Origin of the sequence: Pseudogemmobacter sonorensis (assembly GCF_042762395.1) — a bacterium.
Classification (GTDB): domain Bacteria; phylum Pseudomonadota; class Alphaproteobacteria; order Rhodobacterales; family Rhodobacteraceae; genus Pseudogemmobacter; species Pseudogemmobacter sonorensis.
The window spans coordinates 186714-206754 of sequence record NZ_JBEFZE010000006.1; the positions used below are offsets into that span (position 1 = coordinate 186714).

At 67.3% G+C, this 20041-nt stretch carries 16 protein-coding genes, 1 tRNA gene and 1 pseudogene; 9 read left to right on the forward strand and 9 right to left on the reverse strand.

Annotated elements, in window-relative coordinates; translation table 11 throughout:
* Window positions 1-9 precede the first annotated feature (9 nt).
* The 3 genes from ABNX41_RS07280 to ABNX41_RS07290 all read left to right on the forward strand — a co-directional run bounded on the left by ABNX41_RS07280 (window position 10) and on the right by ABNX41_RS07290 (window position 2456).
* On the forward strand, window positions 10-570 hold the full coding sequence (locus ABNX41_RS07280; protein ID WP_438669055.1) for a hypothetical protein: 561 nt from the start codon (window positions 10-12) through the stop codon (window positions 568-570).
* Window positions 567-1019: a TadE/TadG family type IV pilus assembly protein gene (locus ABNX41_RS07285; protein WP_438669056.1), complete on the forward strand. Its 453-nt coding sequence runs from the start codon at window positions 567-569 to the stop codon at window positions 1017-1019. The genes ABNX41_RS07280 and ABNX41_RS07285 overlap by 4 nt, the downstream gene beginning before the upstream one ends.
* 135 nt (window positions 1020-1154) lie before the next feature.
* On the forward strand, window positions 1155-2456 hold the full coding sequence (locus ABNX41_RS07290) for a BamA/TamA family outer membrane protein (RefSeq protein ID WP_438669057.1): 1302 nt from the start codon (window positions 1155-1157) through the stop codon (window positions 2454-2456).
* Window positions 2457-2489: 33 nt separating this feature from the next.
* On the opposite strand, the gene ABNX41_RS07295 is transcribed toward ABNX41_RS07290, so the two are convergent.
* Both ABNX41_RS07295 and ABNX41_RS07300 read right to left on the reverse strand, forming a co-directional pair.
* Window positions 2490-3134, reverse strand: coding sequence for a response regulator (locus tag ABNX41_RS07295; RefSeq protein ID WP_438669058.1), 645 nt, complete (start codon window positions 3132-3134; stop codon window positions 2490-2492).
* A gap of 161 nt (window positions 3135-3295) precedes the next feature.
* Window positions 3296-5134, reverse strand: coding sequence for a hybrid sensor histidine kinase/response regulator (locus ABNX41_RS07300; RefSeq protein WP_438669059.1), 1839 nt, complete (start codon window positions 5132-5134; stop codon window positions 3296-3298).
* A 609-nt stretch (window positions 5135-5743) separates the two neighbouring features.
* On the opposite strand from ABNX41_RS07300, the pseudogene ABNX41_RS07305 reads away from it, so the two are divergent.
* The 3 genes and pseudogenes from ABNX41_RS07305 to ABNX41_RS07315 all read left to right on the forward strand — a co-directional run.
* Window positions 5744-5878 (forward strand): annotated as a pseudogene (locus ABNX41_RS07305) (BapA prefix-like domain-containing protein); the annotation flags it as partial.
* A gap of 1005 nt (window positions 5879-6883) precedes the next feature.
* Window positions 6884-8314, forward strand: coding sequence for a hypothetical protein (locus tag ABNX41_RS07310; RefSeq protein ID WP_438669080.1), 1431 nt, complete (start codon window positions 6884-6886; stop codon window positions 8312-8314).
* Between the two features lie 190 nt (window positions 8315-8504).
* Entirely contained in the window at window positions 8505-10106 is a 1602-nt protein-coding gene (locus ABNX41_RS07315) for a hypothetical protein (RefSeq protein WP_438669060.1), read from the forward strand.
* A gap of 189 nt (window positions 10107-10295) precedes the next feature.
* On the opposite strand, the gene ABNX41_RS07320 is transcribed toward ABNX41_RS07315, so the two are convergent.
* On the reverse strand, window positions 10296-10649 hold the full coding sequence (locus tag ABNX41_RS07320; protein ID WP_438669061.1) for a hypothetical protein: 354 nt from the start codon (window positions 10647-10649) through the stop codon (window positions 10296-10298).
* A gap of 252 nt (window positions 10650-10901) precedes the next feature.
* Here ABNX41_RS07320 and ABNX41_RS07325 point away from each other — a divergent pair, with 252 nt between their 5' ends.
* Entirely contained in the window at window positions 10902-11153 is a 252-nt protein-coding gene (locus ABNX41_RS07325) for a hypothetical protein (RefSeq protein WP_438669062.1), read from the forward strand.
* A 47-nt stretch (window positions 11154-11200) separates the two neighbouring features.
* Here the strand turns inward: ABNX41_RS07325 and ABNX41_RS07330 are convergent, their stop codons facing one another.
* The 6 genes from ABNX41_RS07330 to ABNX41_RS07355 form a co-directional block, all read right to left on the reverse strand.
* On the reverse strand, window positions 11201-13012 hold the full coding sequence (locus tag ABNX41_RS07330; protein WP_438669063.1) for a glycosyltransferase family 2 protein: 1812 nt from the start codon (window positions 13010-13012) through the stop codon (window positions 11201-11203).
* On the reverse strand, window positions 13009-14721 hold the full coding sequence (locus ABNX41_RS07335) for a hypothetical protein (protein WP_438669064.1): 1713 nt from the start codon (window positions 14719-14721) through the stop codon (window positions 13009-13011). Before ABNX41_RS07335 ends, ABNX41_RS07330 begins: the two co-directional genes overlap by 4 nt.
* Before the next feature lie 31 nt (window positions 14722-14752).
* The gene (locus ABNX41_RS07340) at window positions 14753-15967 is read right to left on the reverse strand and encodes an NAD-dependent epimerase/dehydratase family protein (protein WP_438669065.1); all 1215 of its coding nucleotides are present in this window, start codon (window positions 15965-15967) and stop codon (window positions 14753-14755) included.
* Between the two features lie 336 nt (window positions 15968-16303).
* Window positions 16304-17065, reverse strand: a complete 762-nt coding sequence (locus ABNX41_RS07345; RefSeq protein WP_438669066.1) for a DUF4394 domain-containing protein — start codon at window positions 17063-17065, stop codon at window positions 16304-16306.
* Window positions 17066-17383: 318 nt separating this feature from the next.
* On the reverse strand, window positions 17384-18094 hold the full coding sequence (locus tag ABNX41_RS07350; RefSeq protein ID WP_438669067.1) for an anti-sigma factor: 711 nt from the start codon (window positions 18092-18094) through the stop codon (window positions 17384-17386).
* On the reverse strand, window positions 18091-18645 hold the full coding sequence (locus tag ABNX41_RS07355; RefSeq protein ID WP_438669068.1) for a sigma-70 family RNA polymerase sigma factor: 555 nt from the start codon (window positions 18643-18645) through the stop codon (window positions 18091-18093). The genes ABNX41_RS07350 and ABNX41_RS07355 overlap by 4 nt, the downstream gene beginning before the upstream one ends.
* 748 nt (window positions 18646-19393) lie before the next feature.
* On the opposite strand from ABNX41_RS07355, the gene ABNX41_RS07360 reads away from it, so the two are divergent.
* Both ABNX41_RS07360 and ABNX41_RS07365 read left to right on the forward strand, forming a co-directional pair.
* A tRNA-Ala gene (locus ABNX41_RS07360) sits at window positions 19394-19469 on the forward strand.
* A gap of 101 nt (window positions 19470-19570) precedes the next feature.
* On the forward strand, window positions 19571-20032 hold the full coding sequence (locus ABNX41_RS07365) for a DUF6538 domain-containing protein (protein ID WP_438669069.1): 462 nt from the start codon (window positions 19571-19573) through the stop codon (window positions 20030-20032).
* Window positions 20033-20041: the final 9 nt, after the last annotated feature.

Consider the following 20041-nt stretch of genomic DNA (forward strand, 5'->3'; position numbering starts at 1 on the left):
GACCTGACAGTGCAGATCAGATTCAGCAGAATTTTCATTCCGTTGCTGGCCATGGGCCTGCTGGCGGCCTGCGGCGGCGAACTGCCGCAGGCCCCCGGCGAGCGACTTTCGCCCCGGACCCATGAAGCGGTTCTGTCCTATTCCTTCCTGTCCTGCTCGACCGAAATCGGCGCGGCGGAACAGAAGCGGATCCGCGCCTTCCTCGACACGCTCGGCCTGACAAGCCAGGATACGCTGGTGGTCTCGGTTCCGAAGAACCGCCTGCCGGAACGGGATGGGGGGCGCAGGAAGACGCTCGGCCAGATCTTCGCGGCCTATCCGGCGCGCGTGCGGTTCGTGCAGGACGACGACCTGCGCGAATTGCCGCGGTCCGAGGCGCAGGGGATCATCCGCGTCGTGCGGGTGACGGGGGTGGAGGTCACCTGCCGGGGCGGTTCCGCCGAGGCGGGTTGCGCGACGGCCGGGAACCTGGCGGCGATGATCGCCCATCCGGCGGATACCTTCATGCCCGACAAGGGGGACCGCTACCTGCCGCCGGTCACGGCGCCGCAAGCGGGCCTTGCGCCGTGAGGGGGCTGCGCGGGCGCCTCCTCGGCTGGCTGCGGCGCGAGGACGGGGCGATCACGGTTGAATTCGTGATCGTTTTCCCGCTGGTGCTGGCGCTGCTCTTCCTCATCGTCTTCGTGAGCTTTCTGATTTCGACGGCAAGCGACGTGCAGCAGGTCGCGCATGAACTCGCTCGGCAGTCCATCGGCCAGCTCAGCCGGGCAGAGCCGCCCGCCGATGTCTGCAAAGCGCTGGCCGAAGATACCGTGCTGATGGAGATGCTCACGCGCCAGAGCCTTTTGCTGGATCGCGCCGACCTGACCGTGCTGCCCTGCCCGAACGCACCGGATGCCGACGGTTTCGTCACGGTCACGGTGACCTATAACTTCGCGGGCAGTTTCGTTCAGTCGCTGGGGCAGAACTTCGGCGTGAACATGGGAATCATCACCCGCACCTCCATCGTCAGGTTTTGAGCGCTGTCACATTTACACGCCCTGGCGGGCAGGAATCGGGTGCGGACAAGCACAGGTTGCGGTATCTGACTTCCTGTTTCGGGTCCCGGGGAGGATTCGGATCGCGTCTTCGGCTGCCACTGAAGGGAATATTCGATGGCTGAGTTTCTGAACCGGCAGAATGCCACCTCTGCCGCCGTCCTGGCGGTTGCCGCGGGGGCGATCTTTGTCGGCAGCATCCAGGCCCGCCCCTATTCTGCGGTCGAGGTGCGCGGCAGCGAATTCATCCCGGCTTCGGACATTGCGGCGGCCTGCGAGATCGTCGCGGGGAATTACGACGCCTCGGACATGCGCGCGGTCCAGGACTGCCTGATGAGCAGCGGGCAGTTTCGCAGCGTGGCGGTGCGTGGCGAGGGCGGGACCCTCGTCGTCGAGGTCAGCGAGTTGAACGACCGCCCCGGCCTGGTCGAAGCTGGCCTGGCCTATGACAGTCGCGATGGCGCGACGGTCAATCTTTACTTCGAGCGCTACAACCTCTTTCCCGGCACGTTCGGCTCCGTCGACCTGCGCTTCTCGGATGAGGTGAAGTCGTTCAGCACCTCGCTCTATCGCGCCGATGCCTTCGGCGATTTCGATTTCGGCATCGATACCGAGCTGCGCAAGACCAGTTACAGCGATCAGGGCTTCACCGCCAAGCGCGTGCTGATCGAGCCCTATCTGGCGTTGCCCTTCGCGGATGGCGGTCGTGTCGAGTTCGGGATCGGCTATCGCCGCGACGAGATGACCGATATCGCCGCGGGTTCCAGCGCGCTGTTCGGGCGCGAGGCCGGGGTCGTCGACGCGCCCTATGTCCGGCTTGGCCTGGGCTATTCCACCAATCCCGCACAGACCGGCGGGACCGGCTTCGTCACGGGCCTTTCCCTGTCGCTCGACCAGTATTTCTGGGGGCTCGGCACCGACTGGAAAACCTATGAGACCCGGATCGCGGCCGATACGCGTTTCGCTTTGGCGGACCGGACCTCGCTGCTGGTCGGCCTGCGCGGCGGCATCGTCTCGGCCGAGGGCGACAACAGCACCCGCGCCGTGGACCGCTTCTTCGTCGGCGGCGCGGATTTTCGCGGCTTTGCGCCGCGCGGCCTTGGCCCGAAGGACGGGGACTGGTTTCTTGGCGCCAACAGATACTATGTCGCCAGCGTCGAAGTGCAGCACGAGATCGACCAGGTGCTTGGCACGACCGGCCGGGTCGGCCTTTTCGCCGATATCGGCTCGGCCTGGGGGCTGGACGACACCCTGGGCGGCGTGATCGACGACAGCCGCCATATCCGCAGTTCGGTCGGTGTTTCGATGACGCTGGATCTGGGGAACGTGCCGGTTTCGCTCTTTGTCGCGAAGCCCATCGACTATCAGGACGGCGACGACCGGCAGAGCTTCGGCATCAGCATCAACACCTCGTTCTGAGCCGGATCCCGCCGCCGGGCGGGCCTTTCCCGTTCAGACCAGCTTGAGGTTGCGCGCGGTGATGACCGCCTGGGTCCGGTTGGTGACGCCCAGCTTGCGGCAGATCGACTTCACATGCATCTTCACCGTCGCCTCGGCAAGGTTCAGATCGCCGCCGATCTCGCGGTTCGGCTTGCCGTCCGCCAGCAGGTTGAGGACCGAGACCTCGCGTTCCGACAGTGGCGAGACGAAGGCGTTCTGCGCCGCGCGCTGCTCTTGCATCAGTTCCAGCGGGAAGTAACGCTCGCCCGCGGCCATGAAGCGGATCGCATTGGTCAGGCTTTTCATCGAGGTGGTTTTCGGCACCACGCCGGCGGCGCCGTTGCGGGTCATCTCCTCGACCACGCGCGGCGTCGGGCCGCCGGTGATGATCCCAACCGGCCTGTCGCCATTCAACTCGGCGATCTGCTTGAGCGTCTCGACCCCGTGCATCCCCGGCATGTCAAGATCCAGCAGGATCAGGTCGAACCCGCCCTTATTCCTGATCTGCTCGATCGCGCCATCGATCGAGATGGCCGTGCTGAGCTTGATGTCGGGCGTATTCTCAAGCACCAGACCGATTATCTCAAGGATAAGGGTGTGGTCGTCCGCGATGAGAACGCTGAGATTTGTCGCGTTCTGGTTGACTTGTGTGTTCATCACGTCGCCCGTTACCCTGTGAAATGAGATCCGCCGGTCACGACGACTGGAATTGGCATGTCGCACATTGGCCGGGAATCTTCCGCGCATGGCGGGGCTTGTCAAGACCTGCGGCGATCCGGCGCGCCGGGGGGAGGGGCGGCGAACCCCTGGGCCGGGCGCTATTCCCCGGCGGCATAGGCCTCCAGCCGCAATTCGGTGTTGCGCACCAGTTCCGCCGCCATTTCAAGCGCAGCCGCGTCGGGTCTGCCCTCGCGGGCACTGACCTGCAGGCTGCGCAGGGCATATTCCATGCCCGACAGGCCCGTCAGCCCGGCAGAGCCGATCGCCGAATGGATCCGGGCGCGCAGGTCGGCATCCTGCTGCGGCAGGCTGGCGGCTTCGAACACGCCTTTCGCCTCGTCCAGCGCGCGTCGCATGAAGGCAAGCGTGGCCGGGCGGCCCATCTCGCTGGTCAGTTCAAGAACCAATGGCTCGTTCAGCATCGCGTCGGACGTTTGCATCCTGTTCCGGGCCTGTTGACGGGGGCGCGATCCCTCTTTCGCATCCCTCAGCGCAAGGCGCAATTCCGAAGGCCGCACCGGCTTGATCAGGATGTGGTCCATTCCCGCCGCAAGGCCCGAGCCATGCACCACCGAGCCCACATGCGCGGTCAGGCCGACGATCAGGACATGCGCGCCGTCCTTCTCTTCGCCGCGGATCTGCCGCGCGACTTCGATGCCGCTGACGTCGGGCAGGGTCACGTCAAGCAGCACGACGTCGATCTGCCCCTGCTTCGCGCGCGCGCGCAGCAGCGCATCCGCGCCGTTGACCACTCCCTCGGCCTCGGCACCCGCATCGGTCAGGGTGCGCAGGAGGATGGCGAGGTTCACCGGATTGTCCTCGACCACGAGGATGCGCAATCCGGCAAGGCTGACGGCCTCGTCTCCCTCTTTCGACTGCTCGCCCGGCGCCCGGCTCACGGTGAGCGGGAAGGTGGTGCGGAAGAGGGTGCCGCATTCCTTGCCCGGGCCGACCTCGGCCTTGCCCCGGAGCCGACCGATCGCCCGCGATACGATCCCCAGGCCCAGGCCATATCCCCCCTTGTCGGTCGGCGCGGAGGCCCTGCGCGCCCCGGGGGTCAGGACCAGTTGCCGCTCGGCCTCCGACAGGCCGGGCCCGACATCCTCGACCTCGATCGTCGCCAGCCGTTCGAAATCGCCCTCGGCGGGTGCCAGCCGCAGCCGGACCGTGATCGGGCCGTTCATGTTGAAGCGGTTTGCATTGGTGATCAGGTTTTGCAGGATGGCCCTGACCAGTTGCGGCGCCCCGCTGAACCATGCCTCGCCCTCGGGCAGTTCGGTCAGGATGAAGTTCCCGCTGCGCTGACAGATCGGTTCGAGCAGCCGGGCCATGTCGCGGACGACCGCAACAAGGTCGAAGATCACGCGCGGCTCGGTCTCGGCCGAGACCTGTTCCATCCGCACCGTTTCCAGCAGGTTCCCGACCTGATCGACGGCAAGCTGCGCCAGCGCGCCCAGTTCCGCGCCGCGCGCGTCCTGCGCCCCGTCCGCGGAAAGCCCGTCCGCGGCGATGATCAGCGATTGCAGGGGAGCGCGCAGGTCATGCGCCATGTCGGTGATCCGCTCGGAAAGCGATCTCTCCTCGGCCGTGCCCGCCTCGCTGCTCAGCCGCATAAGCCAGAACCGGGGCTGCCCGCTTTCGCCGGGGATCGGGTGAAGGTGGGATATCTCGCCGCTTTCCAGGTTGATCCGGGCGCTTCCCGCGGCCTGCGCTTCGCGGCAGGCCCTTTCCCAGTCGGAGGACTTGCCGAAATCATGCCACATGGCCACCGTCGCGGCCCCCGCCACCGCATTGGCGAGCAGCAATTCCCCATTCGCGGCGAAAACGGCGGTGCCCCGGCTGTCGGTCGCGATGACGGCGGCCAGCAGCTCAAGCGCGGGCCCGGCGTCGAAAGCATCGTTTCCGGATCTGTTGTCGACCAGGCGGGAAGGAATCACGACAAGCTCCTCTAAGCAGACGGAATGTGCGGCCTCGGGTCACATTCTTCAACCTTTTCCGGGTTCCGTGGCCCCGTCGCGGGCAAAACATCCGTATGACGGGCGGTCATTGTTTCGCAGGGCGGGAAAGTATGTTCACGCATCGTCCGCGTTCCTCCGAAAATTCCGGCGATGCGCCCCAGATATGGCCGATCACAGCCCGATCCCCATCAAAAAAAGCGCGGAACGGCACATGACCCGACAGTCCGGCCCCGGTCCGGTCCAGGGCGGCTGTCTTCATGATTGACATGCAGACCTAATATCACTCATACATACTTTAGATGAGTAATGATAACCCATTGTCTAATTATGACAAGCTTAGGTGGAGATGGGATGCTGATTTTGCTAATCGCCCTCACGATCTTCACCGAGGTCCTCGTGGCCGGGGTTGTTCTTGCATTCGACGGGGGCTGGTTGCTCGCCCTCGTCCTCGCCCAGGGGGCGGGATGTGCTGCGGTTCTGGGGGCCGGTTCGATCGGAAATGGGCCGCAGCACATCCATGAGACAGAGGGCGCAGAATGCGCCGCCTTATCCAACAAAGCGTAACACATCAATCTAGGACGAAGAACGATGGGACCCATTCGCATCAACGCTGACCAGCCGACTGACTTCCGGATCACCGCCCGGCAAGACCAGGTGCAACAGTTCATCCGGGAAGGTGACAACCTGATCGTTCGGCTGGTGGATGGCAAGAGCATCATCATCACCGACTTCTTCGTCAAGGGTCCGAACGGCGAGGTCAGCCGACTTCTTTATGAGGACGGCACCTTCAGCGGTGTGGATGGCAATTCGCAGGCGGTCGATGGTGAGGCTGCCGGGATCGGCGCCGCGCTGAGCAATGAGGAAATGATCGCCTTGGGTGCTGCGGGTCTTGGCGCCCTGGGCATTCTCGCGTCCTCCAATGGGAGCGAAGCCGCGCCTGGCGATGGAGACGGCGACGGTGATGGAGACGGCGACGGGGACGGCGATGGTGATGGAGACGGCGACGGCGATGGGGACGGCGACGGCGATGGAGACGGCGACGGTGATGGAGACGGCGACGGAGATGGAGACGGCGACGGAGATGGGGACGGCGACGGCGACGGAGATGGGGACGGCGACGGCGATGGAGACGGCGATGGTGATGGGGACGGCGACGGTGATGGAGACGGCGACGGCGACGGTGATGGGGACGGCGACGGCGACGGTGATGGAGACGGCGACGGTGATGGAGACGGCGACGGAGATGGGGACGGCGACGGAGATGGGGACGGCGACGGCGATGGAGACGGCGACGGCGACGGCGATGGAGACGGCGATGGTGATGGGGACGGCGACGGTGATGGAGACGGCGACGGCGACGGTGATGGGGACGGCGACGGCGACGGTGATGGAGACGGCGACGGCGATGGGGACGGCGACGGTGATGGGGACGGCGACGGTGATGGGGACGGCGATGGAGACGGCGACGGAGATGGGGACGGCGATGGGGACGGCGACGGTGATGGAGACGGCGACGGGGACGGCGACGGCGATGGAGACGGCGATGGTGATGGTGATGGGGACGGCGACGGCGATGGAGACGGCGACGGGGACGGCGATGGCGACGGCGACCAAACCAATTCTGTCCTGGGTGAAGTCCTTGAGGGCGTCAGCACCATCGCCCCTGACCTGCTGAACGGCATCAGCGATGCCCTGACCGAACTCGGCAATGCGGATGTCAGCCAGGCGGTGAATGCCCTGCTCGAAACGGTTGGCTCGGTGCTTGGCGGCGAAAACGGCCTGCTCGATACCGCCGGCGATGCGGTGGGCGAGCTTGTCGCCAGCGTCGAGGCGGGTCTTGAGGCCCTGCTGGAGGGCATCAACAACGGCACGCCTCTTGCCGGGGCCGGTGCCCTTCTGGCCGAGGTTGTCGAGGGCCTTCTGGGTGGCGACCCGGCCAGCGGCGATGCTGGCGGCCTGGTCCCGCATCTGGAAGGGGGCACCGCCGTCGCGGCAGCCGCCCTGGCAACGGGCCTTGTCGAGGCGCTTGGAGCACTCGACGAGCTTGACGTCGCCAGCGCCTTGGGGGCCGTGCTCACCGCGGTCGATGCGGCACTGCTTCAGGAGGGCACCCTTGTCGGCGAGCTTCTGGAGGGGGTCCAGGATCTCTTGACCGGGGTCGCCGCGGGGCTTGACGGCGCGGTGACCGACCTGACCACCGGCGATGTGCTGGGGGCGGTCTCGACCCTGCTGGACGGCCTGCTCGTCGGGGTGCTTGGCGGCACGGCCGAGGGCGGCGAGGGCCTGCTGACCGGCCTCCTTGACGGTCTTCTCGGCGGGCTGCTGGGGGACGACGGATTGCTGGGCGGCCTTTTGGGCAATGCGCTTGGCGATGCGGGCCCGCTTGGCGGCCTGCTGGGCGAGAACGGCTTGATTGGCGGGCTGCTTGGCGACCTGCTGGGCGGTGAGGGCGGCCTGCTGGATCCGATCCTCGGCGACGATGGCCTGTTGGGCGGTCTCCTCGGCGGCGACGGCGGCCTGCTCGATCCGATCCTTGGTGAGAACGGCCTGGTCGATGGTCTGCTTGACGCGGTCCTTGGCGAGAGCGGTCTGATTGGCGGTCTCCTCGGCGGCGGCGGTTTGTTGGGTGGCCTGCTCGGCGGTTCGACCGGCGGTCTGCTCGACGGCATCCTCGGCGACGAAGGGCTTGTCGGCGGTGTGGTTGATGCCGTGCTGGGCGACGACGGCTTGCTGGGCGGTCTCCTCGGCGGCGACGGCGGTCTGCTGGAGCCGGTCCTTGGCGACGATGGCCTGTTGGGCGGTCTCCTCGGCGGCGACGGCGGTCTGCTGGAGCCGGTCCTCGGCGACGATGGCCTGTTGGGTGGTCTCCTTGGTGGTGACGGCGGTCTGCTCGATCCGGTCCTTGGCGACGATGGCCTGCTGGGTGGTCTCCTCGGCGGCGACGGCGGTTTGCTCGATCCGGTCCTTGGTGACGACGGCCTGTTGGGCGGCCTCCTTGGCGACGACGGCCTTGTCGGCGGGCTTCTGGGGGATAACGGTCTGGTGGGTGGCCTCGTCGGCGGCCTGCTGGGCGGAAGTGGTGGCCTGCTGGGTGGGCTCCTCGGCGGTGGCAGCAACCTTTTCGAGGAAGACAACCAGTCTGCTGCCCTGCTCTCGTAAGAGAGCGGCCTCAGGAGCGGGGCTCCCCCCCGCTCCTGATACTGAGCTGCCGCACCCCCATGCGGCAGCTCATTTCATTTGTAGCCGGGGGCATTTTGCCGGAAGACTTCGGCTCCAGGCGACGACGACAGGGATTTCAGGCGTGACAGACAATCGACCGGCCCGTGCCGCCCTTTCGGAACCGTCCGTCATGGACAGCTTCCTTGGCAAGGGCACGATCCGGCTGGAGCCTGGTGCGCCGGTCTGGCTGGCCTGGCGGTCGGGCGGACGCCAGATCGCGGCCGACTGGTTCGAGGCGGGCGACCTTGCCGCCGCGATCGCCCTTGCGCGCGGCGCTCTGCGGAAGGCCGAGGCGGCGGACGCGCTTGAAATCTGCGTGACGCGGGATTGGCGCCCGGTCGCGGAGGCGGATCTCGCGACGGCCTTCGCCAACAGCCAGCGCGGCCTTGTCGGGATGGAGATCCGCCTTGGCGGCAAGCACAGCCGGATCGCGCCGACCCGCTCGATCGCCACCAACCGGGCGCCCTTCCGCGAGATCGAGCGGCTTGCGAAGCTGGCGGGCATGACCCCCGAGGCCTATGCGCAGAAAGCGAACATCCTTCGCTTCGAGGCGGACCAGTTCCTTGTTCTGCCCGCGCAGGGGCGATGCGTCAGGCTCTGGCGCGGCGGGCTGGTCGTGCCGCCCGAAGCGGTCGATGCGCGGATGTTGAGGCTGACCATCGAGGGGCTGAGCGGCTGGATGCGCCGCAACCTGCATGCCGATGGCCGGATGACCTACAAATACTGGCCGAGCCGGGGCGCCGAATCTAAGGCCGACAATACGATCCGCCAGTTCATGGCCACGGTGGCGCTTGGCCGGATCGCCGCCCGCAGCCGGGATCCGGCGGATGCGACGGGGGCGCGGGCGAACCTGTCCTATAACCTCACCCGTTTCTACGCGCAGGAAAACGGCCTCGGCATGATCGTTTTCGAGGGCAAGGCCAAGCTGGGCGCGCTGGCCCTGGCGGCGCTGGCGATCCTTGAATTTCGGGACTGCGGGCTGGTCGGCCCGGCCGACCACCAGCCGGAATATGCGGGCCTTTGCGCCGGGATCCGGTACCTTTGGCAACCGGACGGCGCCTTTCGCACCTTCCTGCAACCACCCGAGCGCAACGACAACCAGAATTTCTATCCGGGCGAGGCCCTGCTCTTTCTCGCCGCGTTGCATCGCAAGACCCGGGATCCGGAACTGGCTCGGCGCTGCATGACCAGCTTTCGCCATTACCGCGACTGGCATCTGCAGGACCCAAACCCGGCCTTCGTGCCCTGGCACAGCCAGGCCTGTGCGATGCTGTATGAGGATCTGGGCGAACCCGACCTTGCCGCCTTCGTGCTGGAGCGAAACGACTGGCTCCTTGGCATGCAGCAATGGGGCGGGCGGCTGCATCCCGATTTCCAGGGGCGTTTCCACAATCCGGCGCGGCCGGATTTCGGCCCGCCCCATGCCTCGGCCACCGGGGTCTATATGGAGGGGCTGGCAGAGGCCTGGCGCCTTGCGCATCGCCTTGGGGATAAGGCGCGGGCATCGGCCTATGCGCGGGCGCTTCGGCGCGGGCTAAGGGCGATCCGCCAGCTTCAGTTCCGCGATCGCGCGATCGACGGATTCTATATCAGCCGACCGGAGGCGGTCATGGGCGGGCTGCGCACCGAGGCCTACAATAACGAAATCCGGGTCGATAATGTCCAGCATTGCCTGATGGCGCTGTTGAAGCTGGACGATGAACCCGATTTTCCCTGGCAGGGCGAGCTCTGAGGCAGGCCCGCCGTTTCCCTTGCGCGAGCGCAGGGCGGCCCTTTCGCGTTGAGAATCCGCCCTCCGGCTTTCTGCCCGGGAGGGGAAGATGTTTCCCGAGGTGCCCCGACCCTGCAAGGATCGGCCACCGTCGCCGGGTGCGGCCCGTGTAACGGTGGATGCGCGCATTCCGCGAGGCTTCTGGAAAGGTCAGCGCAGGCGGCTTCCGCCGACGCCATACAATTGTTCCAGCCAGAAAAGCTTCTGGATCAAGCGTTTCTGCAGGTCGTCCGGGGGGGCGCCACCAAAGCGCCTGTCCTCGACATGCCGCTGAACCACCTGATCGGCGCGGTCCACCGGCTCGGCTGGTTCCAGTGCGGTGGCGGGTTCCGAGGCTTTATCCGCCTGGCGTGCCTCTCTGATCCTTCGGCGCCAGCGCACCAGGCTGAGAAGATAGAGGCAGGTGCCGATCCATTGCACCAGCAACACCTGCTGAAATCCGGCAAAGATGCAGAAGACGGCAATCGCCGCCGCCGCCAGCCATATAAAGGGGAAAAGCCCCATGCGCGCGCCCCTGCTGCTGCCGATCAGATCTTTGGATCATATAAAACATACTATAGTATGTCAATTTTTCGTTCGGCTATGGTCTCACTCATGCCTCGGGCCTGTCCGCATCGGGGAAACGGCCCGGCTTTCCTGCGCCCGACAAAGAACCTGCAACGGTTCAGGACTGACACCGGCGGCCAAGGCAAGGCTGTTGACACTAAAGATATTTCAACCATACATATGATTTGTAATTCATCGGAGTGATGTGTTGTGAAATGCAAAATAGCGATAATCGGTTGCCTGATCCTGTCCGGTTGCGTCTCGGGCGCTCCGGCTGAAAAGGACGCGGAGCTGGTCAGGATCTCGGTGGACGCCTCGGCCAATACGAGGTTCGAACGTATCGTGGCGGCCGCGCAACCTCTGGCGGATCAGGCCTGCGCCGCGAAACAGAAACAGGCCAAGTGGGTCGTGGCCAGCAAGGCCTCTCCGACCCGGACAAGGCTCGCGTTCGCCTGCTGGTGACGGCGGGGTCCCGGGTCGACGCCTTCCCCGCGGCCCGGATGCCCCGGTCACCTCCGGCGGGCCAGGGCGAAGGGCCGCCGCTTCGCCTCGACCCGGATCGTCAGCATCGATTCCAGGGTGAAATAGGCGCGCAGCACGCGAAAGGCCACATAATCGGGCAGGCCGAGCAGCCTGCCGGGCGCGCCCGCCGCCAGGACGATCAGGATCGTCATCAGGAACGATGCCCCCAGCAACACCGCGATCAGCGGTTGCCATTCCATCAGCGCCCGGCTTCCCGACCCCAGAAAATACTCCAGCAGCCCGAAGAGCAGCAGCGGCACCATCGCGGTCCGGCGGGCCGAGTTGAAGAGCATGTAGGGCAGGATCACCCGCCCCCGCATGGAGGAGGGCCCCGACAGGACGATCTGCCGACAGCGGGAGCTTATATGCAGCACCGAGCGGAACCAACGCAGCCGCTGCTCGCGCATATGGGCGAGGCTCGCGGGCACTTCCGAGATGTAGCGGATCCGCGGATCGACCACGATGCGACGGCCAAGCTCGCCGATCCGCATCGAGATGTCGGTGTCCTCGCCGTTCATGCCGCTGACGAAACCGCCCAGATCGCGCACCAGATCGGCGCGATAGACCGCCAGCATGCCGGGCACGCCGACGACGCCGTTCACCGCCTCCAGCGCGACGGAATAGAAACCGTGCTTCACCAGCGTCTCGATCTGGCGTGCGCGGTCGAACGGGCCGGTAAGGGGCACCAGCGGCAGGCCCCCCACCACCCCGGTCCTCGGATCGGCGAACCATGACATCGCCCGGGCGATGGACCCGGGCATGATCTGGGTGTCGGCGTCGACCCGGACGAGGAACCCGGTCTCGGCCCGCCGCAGCCCGAGGTTCAGCGCATGCGCCTTGCCCGGGGTCGCCTCACGCAGGACCTGGCCCGAGAGGCTGCGGCAGGCGGCAAAGCATTCCCTGGCGATCCCGGCGGTCCGGTCGCGGGAGTTGTTGTCGATCAGCAGGGCGATCACCCGTCCGCGATAGCCCTCGGCCGCCGCATCCAGCGCGCGGATGGTGCGGGCGATGATATATTCCTCGTTGAAGGCGGGGATGATCACCGTCACGTCGGGGGCGAATCCCGGATCGCGGGGGCGCTGCAGCCGAGAGATCCGCGCCCAGCCGTAGAGAAGGGTGAAGAAGAACGGCAGGACCAGAAAGACCCCCGGGCCGATGCCGCCAAGAAGGCCGCTTTGTCGCAGGGCCGCGACGGCCGGTGCCGCGCCATTCTCGACCAGTTGCGCCAGCGCGATGGCAAGGATCAGCAAGCCGGTGGCAAGCGAAAGATCTCGCGCGAAACCCGTCGCCTTGCGGCGGACGGCGATCTCGCGCGGCAGGGTCGCATGTTGCAGCAGCTTCAGCGCGAACCAGGCCCAGCCGGACAGGCCGCTGAGAACCTCGACCAGAAGCAGGGGCACGCCCATCCCGGTCGCCCGCGAAAACAAGGCGAGCGCCAGGTCCAGACCCAGACAGAAGACCGCATAGGCGGGCAGGAAATCCGCCGCCAGACGCAGCCGCGTCGGCATGTCGCGTCCCCAGAACAGCGCGAAGCAAAGCAGGAAGGTGACCGAGAACATCCGCAGCCCGATGGCATGCGAGCCCTCGAAACCCAGGGGCAGGATGTAGTCGCCCGCCGGGAACACCCGGGCCAGCGGCCCATGATAGAGCAGCAGGATCTGAATCGCCGACAGGGCCGAGAAAAGCAGCAAGAGCCGCAAGGCCCGCTCGGGCGGCACCGGCGCCGCGAAGGTTCCCGGGGCGCTGTCGACCGAGGCGAAGATCGCCGGGGCGGATCCGGTCTTGGCCGCCGAGATCACGGCGCCCCGTCTCCGGCCCGCCCGGACCCGATGGCCGGGGGCGGGGCGTTCGGCCCGGCGGTCCCGACCGGGGTCGGCGCGGCCCCTGCCGGTCGGATCAGCAGGCCGACCGCGTGATCGGCAAGCTGCCCGGTGCGGGCCGCGTCATCCACCCGGACCAGCGCGCGCCCGTCGCCGTCGCGGAGATAGAGCCAGCCCTCCGGGTGCTGCTGGCCGCTTTCGATCAGGTCGATGATGCGGACCACTGAGAGGCGCGCGCCGCCCGTCCCGGAGCCGCCATCGATTCCGAACCCGGGAAGATCGGCCAGGAGCCTTGCCGCCGCCTGCGCCTCGGGCAGGGTCAGCCGCGCGGTTCCGTCCGGTTCCAGAGCGGGCGCCGTGCCCAGAAGCCGCCCCAGCCTCGCGTCGATGCCGTCCGGCATGGCCGGTCCGGGCAGCAGGACGCTGTCGTCGAGAAGCTCAGCCACCAGCGGCGGGCCATCGTTGCAGGCGCCATCCACTCCGAAGCCCCTTCCGACCGAGATTTCGAGCAGGTTGCCCTGTCCGGTCAGGCCCTCGGGCAGTGCCGCCCGGCGGCGCAGCGTGCCCTCGCCCGCGTTGAACGCCTCGATCAGGTGGCCGTTGTAGGTGACGGAGACAAGCCATCCGCCGCCGTCGATGTCCCGGCCGTCGCCCGTGGCGATCGGCCCCAGCTTCAGGCCGTATTCGATCGCCCCCGGCATCCGGTCGTCGGGAAGGTCGGCGCCGGAGAAGGCGTAGCGCCAGCTTTGCGATCCGGTGAAGCTGCGCAGCGCCGCGCCGCTTGCGCCGCTTGCGATCTCCAGCGGCCAGGACGGGGCCTGCGCCCCGCCTCGCCAGGGGTCGGGCGCCGCAAGCATCCGCGCCAGTTCTTCCGTCGTCGCGAGGAACGCCCCCTCGGTCGCGCCCGTCGCGGGCCGGAAGGACAGGCCCATCCCCTCGCGCATCGCCCGGGCGGCAAGATCCAGCAGCTTCGCCGCCTCGGCATCGGCCAGGGGCCTGCCGAACCCGCCCCCGATTCCGTCCTGCGCCGTCCCGTCTTCCGGCCATGCCAGGGTGACGATCCCGCCCGCCGCGCGGAAGCGGTCGTCGGTGCCGGAAATCGGGCGCGCCGTCAGTACGTCCAGCCGCGTCCCGGGCTGAAGCGTGACCAGCGCGTTCCCGATATGCGGGCCGCAAAGCGCGCCGGTCGATACGCCGGTGATCGCGAAGGAAAGCTGCAGGGCGTTGCGGGACAGATCCTGAACGGCCAGTGGGATGGTCACCTCGCGCTCATCTCGTCCGGCGGGCAGCATGACCTCGGCGCGGCGCTGGCCGTTGACCGATATGCGCAAGGTCGCGTTTACGCCCTCGGGCATCTCCGAGGTGAAGACCACCCGCGCCTCCGCTTCGGTGACGCGGCTCTGGCGCGGCAGCAGGAAGGCCAGCCTGCCATAGCCCGGCAGGCCCGAGATCAGCGCGGTCCCCGCCGCCCCCGAAGGCGGGCCGCCGACTGGCAGCAGCGCGACCCGCGGCGCGATGCGGGGAATGGTCAGCCCCGCGGGCGCGCCGGTTTCGGCCGCGGCGGCGGGCCCGCTCACGGCGGTGGTTGTCGTCACCGTCGGCGCGCCTTGATCCTGCGTCATCAGGAACGCGGCCCAGCCCGCCGCCCCGAAAGCGCCGACCCCCAGCAGTTGCAGCAGGTTTTTCATCCGCCCCCCTTTGTCGCCGATGCGGCGGCTCTCAGGCCGTCATCCGCAACCCCGAAGCCTCGCCCCCGGTCACTTCCTGGCGCCATAGCGACCTGGCCGGAATACGGGACATGTCGCAGCGGTCGGCGTAGCGTCCTGAGATCTCAAGCGTTTCGTCCAGCAGGCCGCCGGACAGGGTGATCGGGTTCAACCCCAGGTCCAGGAACGAGCGGTTGGAGACCCTGAGGTCATTCTCGGCGGCCTCCAGCCGGGGATTGTCGACGAAATCGATGGTCGCGCCGGTCACCGCCGCGACCATCCGGGCCAGGTCGCGCACCCGATGGGTCTCCGTCATCTGGTTGCGCACGCGGACCCGCTCTCCGCGCCCGGGCGGATTGGCGACGGCCAGGGCGATGCAGCGCACGGTGTCCTGGATGTGGATGAAGGCCCGGGTCTGGCCGCCGGTGCCGTGGACGGTCAGCGGATGGCCGACGGCGGCCTGCATCAGGAAGCGGTTCAGCACCGTCCCGTAGTCGCCGTCGTAATCAAAGCGGTTGATCAGCGGCGCGTGCAGGCGGGTTTCTTCGGTCTGGGTGCCCCAGACGATGCCCTGGTGCAGGTCGGTGATCCGCAGGCCGTCGTTCTTCGCGTAGAACTGGAACATGAGCTGTTCCAGAGACTTGGTCAGGTGATAGACGCTGCCGGGGTTGGTGGGATAGAGAATGCTGCGCGCGAAAAGCTGTTCCCCGGGCCCCGGCACCAGCACGTCCAGATAGCCCTCGGGGATCTCAAGCCCGTCGCCGTCATAGCCGTAGACCCCCATCGTTCCCAGATGAACCACATGGGCATCCAGCCCGAGCGCGACGAGCGCGGTGAGCAGGTTGTGGGTCGCGTTGATGTTGTTGTCGACCGTGTATCGCTTTTCGGCTTCTCCTTTCATGGAATAGGGGGCCGCGCGCTGCTCGCCGAAATGGATGATCGCGTCGGGACGGATCCCGGCCAGCGTCTCGCGCAGGCCCGCGTAGTCGGCGGCCACGTCCAGGCGGATGAAGCCGACGGCGCCTTTTTCAGGGGCCACCTCGGCCCAGGCGGCCAGCCGCTCTTCCGGCGAGACGATGGGGGTCAGGCTTTGCGCGCCGAGTTCGTCGGCGATGCGCCTTCTCGACAGGTTGTCGAGGATGGTGACCTCATGGCCGAGCGACGACAAATGAAGAGAGGTTGGCCATCCGCAAAAACCATCTCCACCGATAACAACGATACGACCCATTTCACCCCCGAATCCAATCCGATTTAAATATACATACTTTTGATAATTTAAAAACATTAAGGTGGTTAACTTCTCCCGTCTGGTTGGATGTCTCGAAAAGAAGTGACCGGCTGCGCCGTTGCGAACGCCCGGAGGCCCGCCCGTTCGCGCCAAAGCGGCAGGCCGGTCCGGGCGGCCAGGGGCGGGCGGCCCGGCAAACCAAGGCGCCGGGGCTGGGGGGGCCATCGCCCACACCCCACCGGCGGCCTTCACCTTCCGGGCCTCGACCGACGGGAAGACGGCGGGCAAAGGTCCGGGGCATCGGCACGCGCGCCCCGGACCCACGTCACTCGTTACTCACATCGCGGGCAGGACGGCGATGTCGCGCACATGGGCGCCCTCGATCCTGCCGACCTCGGTGGTCGCGCCGGTCGCGAGGTCCACCGAATGGAAGACCCCTTCGACGACCAGCCAGGCCGCATTGCCGCCCGCGCCGTCCGAGACGATGTCGAAGCCCGCCTCCGACGGGGTGACGCCGATCGCGCCGACCGGATTCAGCACGCCATCGTTCGGCGGGTCCTGCAGCACGAGCCAGCCCGCCGCGCCGTCGATGTTGAAAAGCTGCGTCGCGTCGCTGCCGGGATGGGAGTTGGTATAGGCCCCGGCGATGACGTTCGGCGCGGTGCCGTCGGCATAGCTGTGGCTGCCGTCCACCGCGACCTCGCCGGTATCGACATTGGCGCGCAGGCTGGCGCCATCGCTGCCCATGATGCGCAGCCGGTCGGCGACCGGGTTGAAATCGACGGTGGCGGCGACGCCCGCGGCCAGCCCGGTCGAAAGGGTGCTGACCTTGGTGGCCAGGCCGCTCACCGGGTCGATGGTGGCGACGGTGCCGTCGGCGAAGACGCCGTAGAGCAGCCCGTCGCTCGGCCGCACGTCGATGCCCAGCAGGCGACCCTCGACGCCGGAGACAGCGACGCCGCCGGTCCGGGTCCAGCTTTCGGTGTCGAGCCAGTGCAGCTCGTTCTCGCCCGAGAGGCCGACGACGGTGGCGGCCATGGCCGGGGCGACAGGCGCCGACAGCAGCAGGCCGAGGGCAACCGATCTGATCGCATTCATGGAAAGGTCCTTCTTTGATTGGAATGGGCCGGAAACCTCTGGTGGACAAAGGTCGGATCGCGCGGGAGGGATAGACCGCGCGATCCGACCCCGCTGCGCCGCGGCGGATCGCCCGCGCGCGGCGGCATTGCGACGGCGACCGGGCCGCGCGCCACGTTTCCGGTCTTGTCGGTGAGGGCAGTCCTGGTGACGGTCTTCATCCGACGTCCTCCGCAAACGCCTCCGCATTTCGAGAGGCATGTGAAGTCACGGATGGTTGGCTGGAAAAGTTTCAGCCCCGGCGAAAAAAAATCGCCGGGGCTGAAAGGGCGGGACGGCTCAGATCTCCAGCAGGTCGCCCACGGCCAGAACCGGCCCGGTGGGCTGCCCCGTGGGCGAGCCGCCCGGAGGCTCCAGGCTGATCGCCACATGCGCGGCGCTGGTCATCAATGCGCGGATGGTCTGCGCCACCTCGACCCGTGTCGACACCCCTGCCGGGATCACCCCCAGCGACACCGGGGCCTCGGCGCCTTGCGCGACCCAAAGCTCGAAGTCGCGTCCCTCGACCGCATCGCCGCTCTGATGGGCGAGGCTGACGCTGCCGGTCGCGGAATCGTAAACCACGAGATAGGCGACCGCGCTGCCCTCGGCCGACAGCGCGGCGGCAAGGCGCGCGGCGGGCGTGACCGGCCGCAGGGCGGGCAGCACGAGCGCCAGCACGAAAGCGGCGGCGGTGAGGCCGGAAAGCGCCCGCCACAGCGCAAGGCTGGACCAGACCCCCATGCGCGGCGGCGGCGTCTTGCCGAACAGCCGCAGGTCCAGCGCGCGCTTGACGGCGGGCGGCAGGTCTTCGGCCGCGAAGCCCTCGCCCAACGGAGAGAGCCGTTCCTCCCACTCCGAGACCAGGCGGGCGAAGGCGGCATCGGTCTCGGCCCGGCGGGCAAGCGGGGCCTGCTCTGTCACGGGCAGGACCCCCAGCACGAATTCGGCGGCCAGGATGTCGTCATTGCCTTCGTCAGGGGGATCACGCTCCGCTTCGGTGGCGCTCATCGCTGAAGACACTCCTTCAAACGCATCAGGCTGCGCCGCAGCCAGGTCCGCATCGTGTTCAGGGGCACGCCATGGCGCGCCGCCAGATCGGCGTAGCTGTCGCCGTCGATATAGGCGGCCCGCACCGCTGCGGCGCGCGCCGCTTCCAACTCGTCCAGGCAGCCGTCGAGCTGCCGCCGTTCTCCCGAGGCGACGGCCCGGGACTCGGGGTCGGGTGCGGGGTCGCGGATCTCGAGCGCGGCCGCGTCGGTGTCGCCGGCGGTCTCGCGTCGGCTGCGCAGCCGGTCGATGGCTTGATGGCGGGCGATGGCGATCAGCCAGGACATCGGGCTTTGCCCGGTGACCGCGAAACGATCCGCCTTGAGCCAGACCTTGACGAACACCTCCTGAACCGCCTCCTCGGCCTCTGCCCGGTTTCTCAGGACACGCAGGCAAGTGCCGAAAAGTTTCGCCGAGGTGGCGTTGTAGAGCCGGTCGAAGGCGGCACGGTCCCGCATCGCAACCCGAAGCACCAAGTCGGCAATGTCCTCGCGTGCGGCCTCCGTCGCCATGCATCCTCCCGCAAACGGTTTGCTTTCGACCATGCGGCGATGTGGACGCGCATGCAAGGCCCGCCAATATGGTCGGCGACCTGGGCGCGAATGGGTGGGGGCAGGGGCCTCGCCTTGATCGGCTCGCGACTTGGTTTGCGAAGCGATTGGATGTCGACAGCGGGCGTAACGCACGGGTGCCCAGATCAGCGCCGGGGCGATTTGATCGGGGGCCGAGGCATCCGTTGCCGCGCCGGTGCCCCGGGATGGCGCCGCCAGGGCGTTCGTGCCGCCCCGGTGTCATCGCAGGCCGGGTCGTCACGATCGGGGCTGCTTGCGAATGCGCCGGATCTTCGTGGCATCCTCCCTCAACGGCTTTTCCTTGGCCTCGCTCCACCCCGGGGGAGGCCGAGGGAGCGCCGCCGACTCGCCGTCATGGCCGTTCGCCGCCCGCGCCGATTCTCGATGCGATCACGCCGGTTCCATTGCCGCCCGGCAGAGTTCACGACGTTCTCGCGGTGGCACGGCCCGGGCGGGTTGCGAGGCCCTTTCGTCGCTCCCCAGGCCGTCAAGCTCTCCATTCGTCCTTTTGCGGACTGCTATAGAACGCCGCATTCACGGCCGAGGCCGCGTTTGGAGGGGCCGAATGCCCCCGCCCAAGGCCCCGCGAAGACCCGGCTTTTTCGGAATGCGCCCCTCGCCCGCCGAGCACGCCGACCGGCTCTTGACATCCCCCCGCTCCTGGGCCAATCAGTCGGCATCGGTCCTGGGGGCAGTAGCTCAGTTGGGAGAGCGCGTCGTTCGCAATGACGAGGTCAGGGGTTCGATCCCCCTCTGCTCCACCAGACCGTCCTATAAGTAGCTGACAATTATAACTCTCTGAGTTGTCAGCGACTTACTTCCTTCGTGTTGGTCACAACTGTGGTATACACGAAGGATGGAAAAGGTGGCCGAGACCCATCATCTTCAGAAACGCGGTGACACTTGGTATTTCGTTCGCCGGGTGCCGCTTCATCTTGTGCCGGTCATCGGCAAGACATTCGTCAAGAGATCGCTGGGCACGCCTGACCTCAAGGTGGCCAAGGCCAAGCGGAACGCGCAGGAAGTCGCGGCGGACGCGCTGTTCGCTGGCGCCGAGGCGGCTTTGTCCGAACCTGCCGCCGGTACGCCCGGCCCTGTTTCCATGGCCGTCCTGACGGAGCATCTTCGGGCGCACATCGCCACCGCCGACGAGAAAAGCGCCACGCGGCTGGCAGCCGATCCGCCCGAGAATGAGGCACAGAAGGCGGAGATGAAGATGGATGCCGAAATCGAGGTCCTTGACGACGTGCTGTCCGGCGTAGGCCTCGGCGGTGCGATATCCCGGGTGTTAAGCTGGAACCCCCTGAAGCGGTCGCGCCCCGGATAGTCCGGAATG

What these genes read in the sequence shown, in the direction of transcription:
- ABNX41_RS07290 (WP_438669057.1), top strand. Translation starts at nt 1,155, where the DNA reads ATGGCTGAGTTTCTGAACCGGCAGAATGCCACCTCTGCCGCCGTCCTG.
- ABNX41_RS07295 (WP_438669058.1), bottom strand. Translation starts at nt 3,134, where the DNA reads ATGAACACACAAGTCAACCAGAACGCGACAAATCTCAGCGTTCTCATC.
- ABNX41_RS07315 (WP_438669060.1), top strand. Translation starts at nt 8,505, where the DNA reads ATGGACAGCTTCCTTGGCAAGGGCACGATCCGGCTGGAGCCTGGTGCG.
- ABNX41_RS07320 (WP_438669061.1), bottom strand. Translation starts at nt 10,649, where the DNA reads ATGGGGCTTTTCCCCTTTATATGGCTGGCGGCGGCGGCGATTGCCGTC.
- ABNX41_RS07335 (WP_438669064.1), bottom strand. Translation starts at nt 14,721, where the DNA reads ATGAAAAACCTGCTGCAACTGCTGGGGGTCGGCGCTTTCGGGGCGGCG.
- ABNX41_RS07340 (WP_438669065.1), bottom strand. Translation starts at nt 15,967, where the DNA reads ATGGGTCGTATCGTTGTTATCGGTGGAGATGGTTTTTGCGGATGGCCA.
- ABNX41_RS07345 (WP_438669066.1), bottom strand. Translation starts at nt 17,065, where the DNA reads ATGAATGCGATCAGATCGGTTGCCCTCGGCCTGCTGCTGTCGGCGCCT.
- ABNX41_RS07350 (WP_438669067.1), bottom strand. Translation starts at nt 18,094, where the DNA reads ATGAGCGCCACCGAAGCGGAGCGTGATCCCCCTGACGAAGGCAATGAC.
- ABNX41_RS07355 (WP_438669068.1), bottom strand. Translation starts at nt 18,645, where the DNA reads ATGGCGACGGAGGCCGCACGCGAGGACATTGCCGACTTGGTGCTTCGG.